Origin of the sequence: Halobaculum sp. D14, from assembly GCF_051195135.1 — an archaeon.
In the GTDB taxonomy this organism is placed as follows: Archaea; Halobacteriota; Halobacteria; order Halobacteriales; family Haloferacaceae; genus JBNTKA01.
This window is the reverse complement of record NZ_JBNTKA010000004.1, coordinates 84,849-98,553: the sequence shown is the minus strand read 5'-3', so window position 1 is coordinate 98,553 and position 13,705 is coordinate 84,849. Positions and strand designations below refer to the sequence as shown.

At 70.9% G+C, this 13,705-nt stretch carries 15 protein-coding genes and 1 pseudogene; 14 read left to right on the top strand and 2 right to left on the bottom strand.

Features of this window, described 5'->3' with window-relative positions:
- Positions 1 to 2 precede the first annotated feature (2 nt).
- On the bottom strand, positions 3 to 185 hold the full coding sequence (locus ACQUST_RS13605) for a hypothetical protein (RefSeq protein ID WP_435129650.1): 183 nt from the start codon (positions 183 to 185) through the stop codon (positions 3 to 5).
- 179 nt (positions 186 to 364) lie between these two features.
- Here ACQUST_RS13605 and tbsP point away from each other — a divergent pair, with 179 nt between their 5' ends.
- The 5 genes from tbsP to ACQUST_RS13580 all read left to right on the top strand — a co-directional run bounded on the left by tbsP (position 365) and on the right by ACQUST_RS13580 (position 6,168).
- Positions 365 to 1,189: a transcriptional regulator TbsP gene (gene tbsP, locus ACQUST_RS13600; RefSeq protein ID WP_435129647.1), complete on the top strand. Its 825-nt coding sequence runs from the start codon at positions 365 to 367 to the stop codon at positions 1,187 to 1,189.
- 111 nt (positions 1,190 to 1,300) lie between these two features.
- On the top strand, positions 1,301 to 2,992 hold the full coding sequence (locus ACQUST_RS13595; RefSeq protein ID WP_435129644.1) for a YcaO-like family protein: 1,692 nt from the start codon (positions 1,301 to 1,303) through the stop codon (positions 2,990 to 2,992).
- 170 nt (positions 2,993 to 3,162) lie between these two features.
- Positions 3,163 to 4,671 (top strand): bifunctional metallophosphatase/5'-nucleotidase, encoded by a 1,509-nt coding sequence (locus ACQUST_RS13590; protein ID WP_435129641.1) that lies wholly within the window; start codon positions 3,163 to 3,165, stop codon positions 4,669 to 4,671.
- A gap of 79 nt (positions 4,672 to 4,750) precedes the next feature.
- A complete protein-coding gene (locus ACQUST_RS13585) occupies positions 4,751 to 5,170 on the top strand; it encodes a universal stress protein (protein WP_435129638.1) in 420 nt (139 codons plus the stop codon).
- Positions 5,167 to 6,168, top strand: a complete 1,002-nt coding sequence (locus ACQUST_RS13580) for a biotin--[acetyl-CoA-carboxylase] ligase (RefSeq protein WP_435129635.1) — start codon at positions 5,167 to 5,169, stop codon at positions 6,166 to 6,168. The genes ACQUST_RS13585 and ACQUST_RS13580 overlap by 4 nt, the downstream gene beginning before the upstream one ends.
- Before the next feature lie 50 nt (positions 6,169 to 6,218).
- Here the strand turns inward: ACQUST_RS13580 and ACQUST_RS13575 are convergent, their stop codons facing one another.
- Positions 6,219 to 6,665 carry a universal stress protein gene (locus ACQUST_RS13575; protein WP_435129632.1) on the bottom strand — a complete coding sequence of 149 codons (447 nt, stop codon included), beginning with the start codon at positions 6,663 to 6,665 and terminating at the stop codon, positions 6,219 to 6,221.
- A 183-nt stretch (positions 6,666 to 6,848) separates the two neighbouring features.
- Here ACQUST_RS13575 and ACQUST_RS13570 point away from each other — a divergent pair, with 183 nt between their 5' ends.
- The 9 genes and pseudogenes from ACQUST_RS13570 (at position 6,849) to ACQUST_RS13530 (ending at position 13,692) form a co-directional block, all read left to right on the top strand.
- The gene (locus ACQUST_RS13570) at positions 6,849 to 7,337 is read left to right on the top strand and encodes a 50S ribosomal protein L11 (RefSeq protein WP_435129629.1); all 489 of its coding nucleotides are present in this window, start codon (positions 6,849 to 6,851) and stop codon (positions 7,335 to 7,337) included.
- Between the two features lie 222 nt (positions 7,338 to 7,559).
- Positions 7,560 to 8,198: a 50S ribosomal protein L1 gene (locus tag ACQUST_RS13565; protein ID WP_435129626.1), complete on the top strand. Its 639-nt coding sequence runs from the start codon at positions 7,560 to 7,562 to the stop codon at positions 8,196 to 8,198.
- Positions 8,198 to 9,244, top strand: coding sequence for a 50S ribosomal protein L10 (locus tag ACQUST_RS13560; RefSeq protein ID WP_435129623.1), 1,047 nt, complete (start codon positions 8,198 to 8,200; stop codon positions 9,242 to 9,244). The genes ACQUST_RS13565 and ACQUST_RS13560 overlap by 1 nt, the downstream gene beginning before the upstream one ends.
- A gap of 21 nt (positions 9,245 to 9,265) precedes the next feature.
- Complete coding sequence (gene rpl12p, locus ACQUST_RS13555; protein WP_435129620.1) at positions 9,266 to 9,601, top strand: 50S ribosomal protein P1; 336 nt, start codon at positions 9,266 to 9,268, stop codon at positions 9,599 to 9,601.
- 110 nt (positions 9,602 to 9,711) lie between these two features.
- Positions 9,712 to 10,965 carry a tripartite tricarboxylate transporter permease gene (locus ACQUST_RS13550; RefSeq protein WP_435129617.1) on the top strand — a complete coding sequence of 418 codons (1,254 nt, stop codon included), beginning with the start codon at positions 9,712 to 9,714 and terminating at the stop codon, positions 10,963 to 10,965.
- A 39-nt stretch (positions 10,966 to 11,004) separates the two neighbouring features.
- Complete coding sequence (locus ACQUST_RS13545) at positions 11,005 to 11,184, top strand: HVO_2753 family zinc finger protein (protein WP_435129614.1); 180 nt, start codon at positions 11,005 to 11,007, stop codon at positions 11,182 to 11,184.
- 2 nt (positions 11,185 to 11,186) lie between these two features.
- On the top strand, positions 11,187 to 11,453 hold the full coding sequence (locus tag ACQUST_RS13540; protein WP_435129612.1) for an elongation factor 1-beta: 267 nt from the start codon (positions 11,187 to 11,189) through the stop codon (positions 11,451 to 11,453).
- Positions 11,454 to 11,576: 123 nt separating this feature from the next.
- Positions 11,577 to 12,554 (top strand): aldo/keto reductase, encoded by a 978-nt coding sequence (locus tag ACQUST_RS13535; RefSeq protein WP_435129609.1) that lies wholly within the window; start codon positions 11,577 to 11,579, stop codon positions 12,552 to 12,554.
- Positions 12,555 to 12,639: 85 nt separating this feature from the next.
- Positions 12,640 to 13,692: pseudogene (locus ACQUST_RS13530) on the top strand (hemolysin family protein).
- Positions 13,693 to 13,705: the final 13 nt, after the last annotated feature.

The following is a 13,705-nucleotide window of genomic DNA, read 5'->3' as shown; positions in this document are numbered from 1 at the left end:
GGTCAGGGGCCCTTCGTCGCCTCGATGACGTTCTGCGCCGCGTAGCCGGGCTCGGCCGCCGCCGAGCCGGCCGTCGCGAGGAACGCGACCAGCAGCACCGCCGTCAGCACGGCCTTCGGGTGCGCCGCCGCGTAGCTAGCTGCACTCGACGCCACTGACCGGTTCGGGAGGGTACCTCGAACCATGTCTATACACTCCGATGGGAGATGGAAAAAAGTTTGCGCGGGGTCGGCCGTGCAGGCGGCACCGGGCGGACGTCGGCGACCCGACACCGGCGAGTCTTCCCCTACGATTCGGGGGGTAGCGGGCTTGATTCCCAGGAATTCCCGTTAGTATTAAATACTTACCTGACCGTTGTCTAACCATGTCGAACACCTCGAATTTACTGGAGCGGAACACGGAAGACGTGCTTGCCGGCGTGCTCGAACGGACCGACAACGACCTCGTCGTCGTCGACCCGTCCGCGCAGGTCGTCCGGGCGCTCATCGACATCGCCGCCGACCGCGACGGCGACCTGCCGACGCTCGACGTCGTCGCCGACGAACGGCTCCTGAAGGACGTCATGGACGACTTCCTCGTCGCCGCCGACGCCGCGGACCTCGTCGACGCCGGCGACCTCACCCTCCAGAACCTCGACGAGGACGCCGACAACACCATCCTCGTCGGCGAGGACGAACTGTACGCGCTCGTCACGGCCGGCGACTACGTCGCCGCGCTCGCTGCTGACGACGACTCGTTCATCGCGGACGCCCACGAGACGTACCGCGACGTCTGGGCGGACGCCGACCAGTTCAACCTCCGGACGCCGGCGCTCTCCCGCGTCCGCGAGACGCTCTCCGACGAGATCAGCGACGAGGTCCGCGCCGACTTCGACGGCGTCCTCCAGTCGCTCGAAGCCGCCCGCGGCGACGGCGACGGCCTCGACGAAGTCACGATTTCGCTGCTCGTCGCCGCGAAGAACGACGTGCTGCTGTACGACATCAGCAAGTGGGGCGAGGACGCCGGCATCGCGTCGAAGGCGACGTTCTCCCGCACCAAGACCCGGCTCGAAGACATGGGGCTCATCGACACCGAGAAGGTCCCCATCGACGTCGGCCGGCCGCGCCTCCGCCTCAAACTCGGCGACGACCGGCTCCGCGGCGCCGACGCCGGCGAGCTCGCGAGCGTCGCCCAGAGCATGCTGAACTGAGCCGCCGGCGACTCCGCCACCGCCCCCGCTACCGTTCCCGTCACCGCCCCCGCCACCGTTCGCGCCAGCGCACTACACACCTTTTTGCCGGCGTCGGTCCACGGACCGCGCATGGACATCGCCATCGTCGGACCCGAGCCGGCAGCTGCCGCGCTCCGCGACGCCTTCTCCGACATCGACGCGAACGTCATGGAGGTCGGCGTCGACCTCCTCGACGGCTTCGACTTCGCCGCCGTCGTCGGCACCGCCGGCGACGACGTCTTCGCCGGCGCGAACCGGCTCGTCGACGACTGGGTCGCCGTCGAAATCGGCGGCGTCGGCGGCCGCGCCGTCGAGGGCGTCAACGCCGCGGTCTCGCTGTTCACCGCCGACTCTGGCTGCTACGAGTGTCTCGTCGACCGCGTCGACGCGAACCTCCCGGAGACGGACGCGGCGCCGAAGGGGACGAAGAGCGCGGTGCGGTACGCGGGCGCGCTCGCCGGCCGACGCGCAATCCAGCAGTTCAGCGGCGACGACGTCGGCGGCACCGTCGTGCAGGTTCCCGGGACGGAGCGGTCGTTCCTCCCGTCGCCCGACTGCCGCTGTGGCGGCCACCCGGCCGGCTTCGAACTGAGCTACCGCGAGTCCCCGCTGGAGGACGCCGTCGACCGGATGGACCGCGCCGTCGACGACCAGTTCGGCCTCGTCACGGAGGTCGGCGAGCGGGAGTCGTTCCCGGCGCCGTACTACATCGCGCGGACCACCGACACGTCGGCGTTCGCGGACGCCCGGTGTGCGGAGTTCGCCGCCGGCGTCGCCGCCGACTGGGACGCCGCCTACGCCAAGGCGGTCGGCGAGGCGCTCGAACGCTACTGCGCGGGGACGTACCGCGAGTCGAACTTCAGGCCGGCGCCGACCGAAGGCGTCGTCGACGCGGTCCCGGTCGACCGGTTCGTCCGCCCCGACGACGCGCCGACGCCGGACCCCGACGAGCGCATCCCGTGGACGGGCGGCGTCGACCTGCACACCGGCGACTCCGCGTCGCTGCCGGCCGAGTTCGTCGCGTTCCCGCCGCCGCAAGAGCGGTTCGCGCCCGCCATCACGACCGGGCTCGGACTCGGCGGGTCGACGGTCGACGCGGTGCTGTCGGGGCTGTACGAGGCCGTCGAGCGGGACGCATCGATGCTGGCGTGGTACTCGACGTACGAGCCGATGGGGCTGGACGTCGACGACGACCGCTACCGCGAACTGGTGAAGCGCGCCCGCGCCGAAGGGCTGACGGCGACGCCGCTGCTGCTCACGCAGGACGTCGACGTCCCGGTGGTCGGCGTCGCGGTCCACCGCGACGGCGACTGGCCGAAGTTCGCGATGGGGTCCGCCGCGGACCTCGACGCCGGCGACGCCGCGGCGTCGGCGCTCGCCGAGGCGCTCCAGAACTGGATGGAGCTGCGCGCGATGGGGCCGGAACAGGCGGACGACGAGGAGGGCGCCATCGGCGCGTACGCCGACTTCCCCGAGCGCGTCCGCGGGTTCGTCGAGCCGGACGTCACGGTCCCGGCGGCCGACCTGGCCGAGTCCGCGTCGGGGCAGGCGGAACTGGACGCGCTGCTCGGCCACGTCGCCGACGCGGACCTCGACGCGTACGCCGCCCGGCTCACGACGCGCGACGTCGCCGACCTCGGCTTCGAGGCCGTCCGGGTGCTCGTCCCGGCGGCGCAGCCGCTGTTCACCGGCGACGCCTACTTCGGCGACCGGCTCCGCGACGTCCCCGAGTCGATGGGGTTCGAGCCGGCGCCCGACCGCGCGTACCACCCGTTCCCCTGACCGGCGCCGTGCGGCGTGGCCCGCGGAAGCGACGCGGTTCGCCGCGGAAGCAACGGGGGTCGCCGGGAAAGCGCCGTGACGTGACTCGCATCGGAAGCGACGACCCGGCGGCCGAACCCGACGCGTTCTTACGCCAGCGGGGGCTCGGAACCGTCACTAGCTGACACTCTATGCCGCGGTTCATCCACTACTCCGACGTCGAGAACGTCTACGACGACCCCGAGCGCGCCGGCCGTCTGGCCGCGTGCATCAGCGAACTGGACGGCCCGGACGCCCTCGTCGTCGGCACCGGTGACAACACCGCCCCGGGCGTCCTCGCGACCGTGTCGCGCGGCCGCGGCGCCATCGACTTCTTCGAGGCCATCGGGGCCGACGTGGAGACGTTCGGCAACCACGACTTCGACTTCGGCGCGGACGCGACCCGCGACATCGTCGCGTCGTCGCCGCAGACGTGGGTGTCCGCGAACGTCCGCGACGAGAACGGCGAGCCGTTCGGGCGCGCCGAAGGCGTCGTTCCGTGGACTGTCGAGTCGGTCGACGGCGCCCGAGTCGGCGTGTTCGGCGTCACCGACCCGGCGACGGACTCGCTGAACCCGATGGCGGCCGACCTCGGCTTCACCGACCCGTACGAGGCCGCCGAAGCCGCCGTCGCCGACCTCGGGGGCGAAGGCGTCGATTACGTCGTCGCCGCGTCCCATCTCGGCGGCGGCGACGACGACCTCGCACGCGTCGACGGCGTCGACCTCGTCCTCGGCGGACACGTCCACTCCGAGCGCGCCGAGACCGTCGACGGCGTGCTCTGCACCCGCCCCGGCGTCAACGGCGAAGTCGTGCTCGAAGTCGAACTCACCGCCGACGGCGCGTCGGTCACGCGGCACGAACCAGCGCCGCTCTCCGGCGACGGAGACGACGGCCGCGGCGACGAGGACGGCCGCGGCGGCGACGACGGCCGACCCGGCTCGGTCAACGAACGGCTCGTCGCGTCGCTCCGCGAACGCCTCGCGTCGGCCGGACTCGACGACGTCGTCGGCACCGTCGACGACCCAATCGAGCGGACGGAGGCGGCGATTCACGGCGGCGAGTCCCGCGTCGGGAACCTCGTCGCCGACGCGTACCGGCGGGAGGCTGACGCCGACGTCGGCCTGCAGAACGCCGGCGGCATCAGGCGCGGCCACGCGCTCGCCGGCGACGTGACCCTCGCCGACCTCATCTCCATCGTCCCGTTCGAAGAGCCGGTCGTGACGGTAGAACTGACCGGCGCGGAGCTACTGGACGCCTTCCGGGAGATGTCGGCGTCGGTCGCGGACTTCGGCGAGCCCGACTGGTGGCACGGCCACGTCAGCGGCGCCGAAATCGTCTGGGACGACGACGCAGCCGCGCTCGTCTCCGCCACCGTCGGCGGCGACCCGGTCGACCCGGACGCCGTCTACGAGGTGGCGCTCCCCGAGTACCTGCTGCACTCCGACCACGAGTTCCCGACCATCGAGCAGCGCCACCGCGCCGCGGAACACGGCATCCAGCACGACGCAATCGCCGACTACGTCCGGGAGGCCGGGCTGTCAGTCGCGGTCGAAGGCCGGATTCGGCGCGTGAACCGCGGCGGCGACGTCGATGACGCGGACGCCGCGGACGACGCCGATGACACCGGCGACATCGACGACACCGGCGGCTCGCAGTGACGTCGAGTCTGGCCCGACGCGGATTCGGCGGGCGGCGGAGAGAGGTAGGGTTTAGTTCGCGGCGGGCGACGACCGGACGATGACGCTCGTGGTCGTCCCCGTCCGGTATCCGCTGTCGAAACACTCGAAGGCGACGCTGTCGGAGGCCGTCCGCATCGCCGACGAGCGGGACGCCGACCTCACGATTCTCCACGTCGACCTGTATCAGGACTCCCGCGACGTCACCAGGGCCGACCTGCGGCGGGCGGTCCAGCGGGAACTCGGCGCCATCGACAACGCCCGGTACGTCGTCCGCAAGGGGTTCCTCGTGGAGGAGACCATCCTCGACGAGGTCGCCGCCGAGCGCGCCGACGTCGTCGTCATCGGCGCGAAGCAGGCGAGCCGGTGGCGCCGCACCTTCCGGAAGCTGCTGTCCGACCCGGACATCGAGTCGTACCTGCGCGGGAAACTGGACGCGACGGTCATCACCGTCGGCGCCGCCGACGCCACGGAACAGTGACCGGGCTCCCCGAGACGCGGCGCGCGCTGGTCGACGCGCTCGGCGACGGCCCCGTCACCGGTCCGGCGCTCGCCGACCGGCTCGGCGTCTCCCGCGCCGCCGTCTGGAAACACGTCGAGGCGCTCCGGGACGCCGGCGTCGAGGTCGCGTCGACCGACGACGGCTACGTCGTCGGCGACGTCACCGGCTACTCGGCCGAGGCGCTCGCGTACGGGCTGGACGCCCGGTACGCCGTCGAGTTCCACGACAGCATCGGCTCCACGAACGACCGCGCGCGCGAACTCGCACAGGACGGCGCCGCCGACGTCGCGGTCGTCGCGGACGAACAGACCGCCTCGCGCGGCCGACTCGACCGCGACTGGTCGTCGCCGCCGGGCGGCGTCTGGTTCTCCGTCGTCCTCCGGCCGGACGTCCCGCCGGCGCACGCGCCGGCGTTCACGCTCGCGATGGCCGTCGCCGTCGCGGACGCCTGCCGCGAGGTCGGCGTCGACGCCCGAATCAAGTGGCCGAACGACGTTATCGTCGGCGACGAGGCGGATGCAGGCGGCGACGCGGACGCCGAGGAGACCCCCGTCGCCGGCGGTCGCGGCGGTCGGAAGCTCTGCGGCGTTCTCACCGAGATGGAGGGCGAGGCGGACCGGGTGTCGTGGCTCGTCGTCGGCGTCGGGCTGAACGCGAACGTCGACCCGGACGACCTCCCGGCGGACGCGGACGCGACGAGTCTCGCCGCCGAACGCGGCGGCGAGGTGAACCGGCGCGTCCTCGTTCAGCGCGTCCTCGAACGGTTCGAGGAACTGCGCGGCGACCTCCGCGGGGCCGTCGATGCGTGGCGCGACCGGAGCGACACGCTCGGCCGGCGCGTCCGCGTCGACACGCCGGGCGGCGTCGTCGAAGGCGAGGCGGTCGGCGTCGCGTTCCCCGGCGCGCTCGTCGTCGACACCGGCGACGAGCAGGTGCAGGTGACGGCCGGCGACTGCGAACACCTCCGGTCGGCGTGAGAATCGGGGCCGCGTCGCCGCCGCCGCTGGTGGTGGGTCGCCGCCGGCGGTCAGTCGTCGCCGGCGACCCGGACCGTGAGCACCGGAACCGACGAGCCGCGGACCACTTTTTCGGCGACGCTGCCGAGCAGCAGCCGGTCGATGCCGCCCCGCCCGTGCGTCCCCATCACGACGAGGTCGCAGTCGTGCTCCTCGGCGTACCGGACGATTTCCTTGCTCGGTGACCCGTCGACGATGGCGGACTCGACGGGGATCTCGTAGTCGTCCGCGACGGCCTCCACCATCGCGATGGCGTCCTCCGCGTCCGACCGCAGCATCTCGTCGATGCCCTCCCACGCGGACTCCATCGGCATCCCGGCGTAACTGGCGGAGTTCACGACGTACAGCGCGTGCAGGGTCGCGCCGTGCTGGACGGCTAAATCGACGGCGTGCCGGACGGCGCGCTCGACGCCTTCCGAACCGTCAGTCGGGACGAGAATCCGCTCGTACATCCCCATGTGAACGTCTGTCGGACCCTATTCGCCCTGCGGCTTAATGGTTCGCCTCGGAACGAGCGGCGAGCGCGGAGCGCGAAGCGAGCCGTCGCGTGGCCGGCCGGGACGTTGTGCTGCGGTATCCGTCCGCACGGTTTTCGGCTCCGGAAGGCAACCCTTAAACGCCGCGCGGCGGACAATTGACCTATGGCTGGATCCATCGAAGTACTCGTCCCCGGTGGCCAGGCGAACCCTGGCCCGCCGCTCGGGCCGGAGCTCGGCCCGACCCCGGTGGACGTGCAGGCGGTCGTTCAGGAGATCAACGACCAGACCGAGGCGTTCGACGGCATGGAAGTCCCCGTCACCGTCGACTACGAAGACGACGGCTCGTTCGAAATCGAAGTCGGCGTCCCGCCGACGGCGGAGCTCATCAAGGACGAAGCCGGCTTCGACACCGGCTCCGGCGAGCCGCAGGAGAACTTCGTCGCCGACCTGAGCGTCGAACAGCTCAAGAAGGTCGCCGAGCAGAAACACTCCGACCTGCTCGCGTACGACGTGAAGAACGCCGCGAAGGAGGTCGCCGGGACGTGCGTGACGCTCGGCGTCACCATCGAGGGCGAGGACGCGCGCACCTTCAAGCAGCGCGTCGACTCCGGCGAGTACGACGACGTGCTCGCGGAAGAAGCGGCCGCGTAAGCCGCCCGGCGGCTCCCTCTCTCTTTCCGTCGACGCAGTCGCCCGGAGTGCAGACTGCGTCGCGCGTCGACCCGTCGCCCTTCGGCGGGACCGTGTGAGCCCGTTACGCGGCCCCAGCGCTTCGGAGCCCTTAAGTGGCTCATGACCGTTCCCCGATGTGAGACAGGCGTACGCCTGTTTCACTGACCCGTAGGAGCATACCGCGTACTACGGAGGTGAAAAATGGCAGATACGATTGAAGAGGCTGTATCCCAAGCGCTAGATGAGGCCCCCGCTCGCAACTTCCGCGAGACCGTGGACCTGGCCATTAATCTACGCGACTTAGACCTTAACGACCCGTCGAATCGAGTCGACGACGAGGTTGTCCTGCCGAGCGGAACCGGTCAGGAGACCCAAATCGTCGTAATCGCGGAGGGCGAGACCGCCCTGCGCGCGGAAGACGTCGCCGACGAAGTGCTGTCGGGCGACGACCTGCAGGACCTCGCCGACGAAGAAGGCGAGGCCAAGGATCTCGCCGATGAAACGGACTTCTTCATCGCCGAGGCCGACATGATGCAGAACGTCGCGTCCGCCCTCGGGCGGATCCTGGGGCCGCGCGGCAAGATGCCGACGCCGCTCCAGCCCGACGACGACGTCGTCGAGACCGTCAACCGCATGAAAAACACCGTCCAGCTGCGGTCCCGTGACCGTCGGACGTTCCACACGCGCGTCGGCGCGGAGGACATGTCCCCCGACGAGATTTCGGACAACATCGACGTCATCATCCGCCGGCTGGAAGCGGACCTCGAGAAGGGGCCGCTGAACCTCGACGGCATCTACGTCAAGACGACGATGGGGCCGTCCGTGGAGGTGCCCGTCTGATGAGTTCGAGCGAGGCACGCAAAACCGAGACCATCCCCGAGTGGAAACGTGACGAGGTCGACGAGCTCGTCGACTTCCTCGACAGCTACGCCTCGGTCGGTATCGTCGGCGTCACCGGCATTCCGAGCCGGCAGCTCCAGGCGATGCGCCGTGACCTGCACGGCAGCGCCGAGCTCCGGATGAGCCGGAACACGCTCGTCGTTCGGGCGCTCGAAGACGTCGACGACGGCCTCGAACAGCTCACGGAGTACGTGAGCGGCGAGGTCGGCCTCATCGGCACGAACGACAACCCGTTCGGGCTGTACAAGCAGCTCGAGGCGTCGAAGACGCCGGCCCCGATCAGCGCCGGCGAGGTCGCCCCGAACGACATCGTCATCCCCGAGGGCGACACCGGCGTCGACCCGGGTCCGTTCGTCGGCGAACTCCAGCAGGTCGGCGCTGACGCGCGCATCCAGGAAGGGTCGATTCAGGTGCTTTCGGACTCGACGGTGCTCGAAGCCGGCGAGGAAGTGTCCGCGGACCTCGCGGGCGTCCTCGACCAGCTCGGCATCGAGCCGAAGGAGGTCGGGCTCGACCTCCGCGGCGTCTACTCCGAGGGCGTCCTGTTCGAGCCGGACGAACTCGCCATCGACGTGGACGAGTACCGCGCGGACATCCAGTCCGCCGCGGCCGCCGCACGCAACCTCTCGGTCAACAGCAGCTACCCGACGGCGCAGACCGCCGGGACGCTGCTGGCGAAGGCCGCCGGCAACGCGAAGTCCGTCGGTCTCTACGCCGCCATCGAGGACGAAGAGCTGATGCCGGACCTCGTGTCGAAGGCCGACGCGCAGCTGCGCGCGCTCGCCGCCGCCATCGACGACGAGGAGGCGCTCCCGGAGGAGCTCCGCGGCGTCGAAGCCGCTGCGCCGGCCGCCGAGGCCGAGGCCACCGAGGAAGAATCGAGCGACGAAGACACCGAGTCCGCTGAGGACGCCGACGACGCCGACGAGTCCGACGAGGACGACGACGGCGACGCAGGCGACGGCCTCGGCGCGATGTTCGGATAACCACTCACAAACTTCAGACCAATGGAATACGTTTACGCTGCACTCATCCTGAACGAAACGGGCGAAGAGATCAACGAGGACAACGTCACGGCCGTGCTCGAAGCGGCCGGCGTCGACGTCGAGGAGTCCCGCGTCAAGGCGCTCGTCGCCGCGCTGGAAGACGTCGACATCGAGGAGGCCATCGAGACGGCCGCCGCTGCCCCCGCTGCGGGCGCGGCCGGCGGCGCCGCCGCTGGCGGCGAGGCCGAAGCGGAGGAGTCCGAGGAAGCCGAAGCGGAGGAAGCCGAAGCGGAGGAAGCCGAAGAAGAAGAGGAAGACGGCGACGAAGGCGAAGGGCTCGGCGAGCTCTTCGGCTAACTCGGCGACGCTCCGCAGTCCACACCGCTTCTTTCGACGCTCCGCGCGACAGCGCCAGCGCCGCGTCTGCGGCGAACGTCTAAGTACGGGAACGCGGCCACTCCGCGTCGATGCTCGTGGCGCCACCCCCCGCAGCCCAACTTCCGCTCGTCGTGCCGGCCGCAGCGGCGACGCTCGTGGCGTACACCGTCGCGGGCTGTGCGCTCGGCTGCCTGAGCGGGCTGCTCCCGGGGCTCCACGCCAACAACTTCGCGATGCTGCTCGCCGCCGTCGCCCCCGCCGTCGACGCGCCCCCGCTCCCGCTCGGCTGCGCGATGCTGTCGGCGGGCGTCGTCCACACCTTCCTCGACGTCGTCCCGTCGCTCGCGCTCGGCGTCCCCGACGCCGCGATGGCGGTGTCGGCGTTGCCGGGCCACCGGCTGGTCATCGAGGGCCGCGGCCGTGAGGCGCTCCGGCTGTCCGCGCTCGGTAGCGGCGGCGCGATACTGCTCGCCGTCCCGGCGGCGGTCCCGCTCACGGCCGCGATGCGAGCGGCGTACGGGGAACTGCGGGCCGCCCTTCCGCTGCTCCTGCTCGGCGTCGTCGTCGCGCTCGTCGCCTCCGAGCCGACGTGGAGACGGCGAGTCGGCGGCGCCGTCGCCTTCCTCCTCGCCGCGTCGCTCGGGCACGCGGCGCTCTCGCTCCCGGTCCGTGGGGCGCTCGGCGCGGGCGGCGTGTTGACGCCGCTGTTCGCCGGGCTGTTCGGCGCGCCCGTGCTGCTGGACGCACTCGACGGCGACGGCGTGCCGGCGCAGGCGGACGCGCGGCTCGCACTCGGCCGACGCGACGTCGCCGCGACGACGGCCGCCGGCACCGCCGCGGGGGCCGCCGTCGGCTACCTCCCCGGCGTTTCGGCGGGCGTCGCGTCCACGCTGGCGCTGCCGCTCACCCGCGGCCGCGACCCGGCCCGCGAGTACGTCGTCGCGACGAGCGGCGCGAACACGGCGACCGCGGTGTTCGCGCTGTTCGCGTTCACCGCGCTCGACGCGCCGCGCTCCGGGGTGCTGGTCGCGATGCGCGACGCCGGCGTCCCGGCCGCGTTGCCGACGTTCGTCCCGGTCGTCGTCGTCGCCGCGGCGGTCGGCTTTCTCGCCGTGCTGGTGGTCGGCGACGCGGCGTTCCGCATCGTCGGCGCGGTGAATCAGCGGCGGCTCGTCGGCTCGGTGCTGGCGCTGCTCGTCGCGCTGTCGTGGCTGTTCGCCGGCGCCGCCGGCGTCGTGGTGCTGGCCGCGGCGGCGGTGGTCGGACTCGTCCCGCCGCGGCTCGGCTGCCGACGCGTCCACCTGATGGGCGTGTTGCTCGGCCCGCTCGTCGTCGGCGGCTGAAAGACAACCGTTAAAAGCCGCGCGGCGGTTCGTACAGGTATGAGCGAAGCAGAGCAGCGGACCGAGCGACGCTGCGTCTCCTGCGGCATCAACGTCGCGGGAACGGCGGCGGCCACGTTCAAGTGCCCCGACTGCGGGACGCAGATCAGCCGGTGTGCGAAGTGCCGGAAGCAGAGCAACCTCTACGAGTGTCCTGACTGCGGCTTCCGGGGGCCCTAACGATGGGGAAGGTCGCAGCCAAGATGAAGGTCATGCCGCAGAGCCCCGACATCGACCTCGACGAACTCCAGGAGCGACTCGAGGAGTCGCTGCCGGAGGGCGCCGAGATTCGCGGCGTCGAACGTGACGACGTCGCCTTCGGCCTCGTCGCGCTGCTGCCGACGGTCATCGTCCCCGATGACGCCGGCGGCACGGAAGCCGTCGAGGAGTCGTTCTCCGACGTCGACGGCGTCGAGTCCGTCTCCGTCGAGAACGTCGGCCGCATCTAACGACCGGACGCGCCTTTTCGACGTTTTCAGGTCGCCAGCCGCGGGCTCGGCGTCCGTGTGAATCCGTGTCGCGGCGGCGACGGTTTCCCCAGGGTTATCACCGCCGACGAAGCAAATATTGCCATGGCGGAGATGCAGTACACGACGCTCGGCTCGACCGGCCTGGAGGTGTCGCGGTTCTGTCTCGGCTGCATGAACTTCGGCACCGAGCAGCCGTGGATGCTGAACGACCACGACGACAGCGTCGACCTCATCCACGAGGCGCTCGACGCCGGCATCAACTTCCTCGACACAGCGAACGTCTACTCCACCGGCGAGTCCGAGGAGATCGTCGGCGACGCCGTCGCCTCCGCGAACCGCGACGAACTGGTGCTCGCCACCAAGGTGTTCGGCGAGATGCGCGACGGCCCGAACGGCTCCGGGCTCTCGCGGAAACACATCATCGACCAGTGCGAGGCGAGCCTCGACCGACTCGGCGTCGACTACGTCGACCTCTACCAGATTCACCGCTGGGACGACGACACCCCCATCGAGGAGACGCTCGCCGCGCTCGACCACCTCGTCGAAACCGGCCGCGTCCGCTACGTCGGCGCGTCGACGATGACGGCCTACCAGTTCACGAAGGCGCTGTACACGAGCGACATCGAAGACTACAGCCGGTTCGTCTCGATGCAGCCCGAGTACTCCGCGGTGGCGCGCTACGAGGAGCCGAACGTGCTCGACGTCTGCGACGGCGAGGACGTCGGCGTCATCCCGTGGTCGCCGCTCGCCGGCGGCTTCCTCACCGGCAAGTACGACCGCGACGCGGAGCCGCCCGCCGGGACGCGCGGCGCCGCCTCCGAGTCCGTCCGCAGCTACTTCAGCGAGGAGAACTGGGCCGTCCTCGACGCGGTGCGCGCCGTCGCCGCCGAGGAGAACGCGACCCCCGCCCAGGTCGCGCTCGCGTGGCTCCTCCACCGGGACGTCGTCACCGCGCCCATCATCGGGCCGAAATCGGCCGACCACCTCCACGAGAACCTCGGGGCGCTCGACGTGTCGCTGAGCCCCGAACAGCTGAGCCGCATCGCCGAGCCGAAAACCCCGCGGTACCCGCAGGCCTGACCGCGGCGCGGCGACTCGGCCGTGCGCAGAGAGCCGGAGGGCGTCGGGCACACCACTTTTGCCGCGGACGAACGAACCGGCGACGATGACTCCTGTCGAGCTCGCCGCACGGCTGGCCGCCGGTGTCGCTCTCATCCTGGCGAACGGCTTCTTCGTCGCCATCGAGTTCGCGATGACCCGGGTCCGGCAGTTCGAGGAGGCCGAGTTCGACACCGCCGGGCTGCGCCGGGCGTGAGAGATGACCGACGACCTCGAAATCTACCTCACCAGCTGCCAGGTCGGCATCACGGCGTCGAGCATCGCCGTCGGTATCGTCGCAGAGCCGGCGCTCGCCGCCGTCGTCGAGCCGGTGTTCGAGGGGTCCGCGGTCGCCGGCGTCGGACTCGGCGCCGTCGTCGCGTTCGTCATCATCAACCTCGTCCACTTGACTCACGGCGAGCAGACGCCGACGTACCTGGGCGTCGAACGCACCAAGACCGTCTGCCGGTACGGCGCCCGGCCGCTGTACTGGTTCACGCGGCTCACCCGGCCGATAATCGCCGTCGGCGACACGGTGGCGAAGTGGACGCTGAAGCTGTTCGGCGTCGAGATGACGGGCGCGTGGCTGGAGGCCGAACAGGAGGCGATCGAGACGCGGGCCGACCTCCGGCAGAAACTGAGTTCGACGCTCGCCGCCGGCGACCTCCCGGAGGACCGCCGCGAGGAGGTCGTGAACGCGCTCCGGGTCGGCGAACAGCCGGTCGCCGACATCATGGTGCCGCGCGACGACGTCGTGTCGCTGTCGGTGTCGGCGTCGACGGCGTCCAACCTCGCTGTGATGGAGGAGCACCCGCACACTCGGTTCCCGCTGGTCGGCGACACCCTCGAGGAGTTCCGCGGCATCGTCTACATGCCGGCGTTCGTCAAGCACCTGCGGGAGTTCGCCGACGACGAACTCGACTTCGAAGCCGTCGCGTCGCCGCCGATGACGCTCTCGCCCGAGACGACGGTGAGCGACGCCATCGACCGGTTCCAGATGGAGGGGCAAGAGCTCGCGCTGGTCGTCGGCGACGGGGAGGTCCGCGGACTGCTCACCGCGACCGACGCGTTCGAGGCCGTCGTCGGCGACATCGAGGACCCGCTCGACGCCGAGAAGTGAGGTCGCTCGCGGC

Excerpts from the sequence above, each read along its gene's own strand:
- ACQUST_RS13540 (WP_435129612.1), top strand. The coding sequence starts at position 11,187 with ATGGGGAAGGTCGCAGCCAAGATGAAGGTCATGCCGCAGAGCCCCGAC.
- ACQUST_RS13560 (WP_435129623.1), top strand. The coding sequence starts at position 8,198 with ATGAGTTCGAGCGAGGCACGCAAAACCGAGACCATCCCCGAGTGGAAA.
- ACQUST_RS13565 (WP_435129626.1), top strand. The coding sequence starts at position 7,560 with ATGGCAGATACGATTGAAGAGGCTGTATCCCAAGCGCTAGATGAGGCC.
- ACQUST_RS13575 (WP_435129632.1), bottom strand. The coding sequence starts at position 6,665 with ATGGGGATGTACGAGCGGATTCTCGTCCCGACTGACGGTTCGGAAGGC.
- rpl12p (WP_435129620.1), top strand. The coding sequence starts at position 9,266 with ATGGAATACGTTTACGCTGCACTCATCCTGAACGAAACGGGCGAAGAG.
- ACQUST_RS13585 (WP_435129638.1), top strand. The coding sequence starts at position 4,751 with ATGACGCTCGTGGTCGTCCCCGTCCGGTATCCGCTGTCGAAACACTCG.
- ACQUST_RS13545 (WP_435129614.1), top strand. The coding sequence starts at position 11,005 with ATGAGCGAAGCAGAGCAGCGGACCGAGCGACGCTGCGTCTCCTGCGGC.
- ACQUST_RS13535 (WP_435129609.1), top strand. The coding sequence starts at position 11,577 with ATGGCGGAGATGCAGTACACGACGCTCGGCTCGACCGGCCTGGAGGTG.
- tbsP (WP_435129647.1), top strand. The coding sequence starts at position 365 with ATGTCGAACACCTCGAATTTACTGGAGCGGAACACGGAAGACGTGCTT.
- ACQUST_RS13570 (WP_435129629.1), top strand. The coding sequence starts at position 6,849 with ATGGCTGGATCCATCGAAGTACTCGTCCCCGGTGGCCAGGCGAACCCT.
- ACQUST_RS13595 (WP_435129644.1), top strand. The coding sequence starts at position 1,301 with ATGGACATCGCCATCGTCGGACCCGAGCCGGCAGCTGCCGCGCTCCGC.
- ACQUST_RS13550 (WP_435129617.1), top strand. The coding sequence starts at position 9,712 with ATGCTCGTGGCGCCACCCCCCGCAGCCCAACTTCCGCTCGTCGTGCCG.
- ACQUST_RS13590 (WP_435129641.1), top strand. The coding sequence starts at position 3,163 with ATGCCGCGGTTCATCCACTACTCCGACGTCGAGAACGTCTACGACGAC.
- ACQUST_RS13605 (WP_435129650.1), bottom strand. The coding sequence starts at position 185 with ATGGTTCGAGGTACCCTCCCGAACCGGTCAGTGGCGTCGAGTGCAGCT.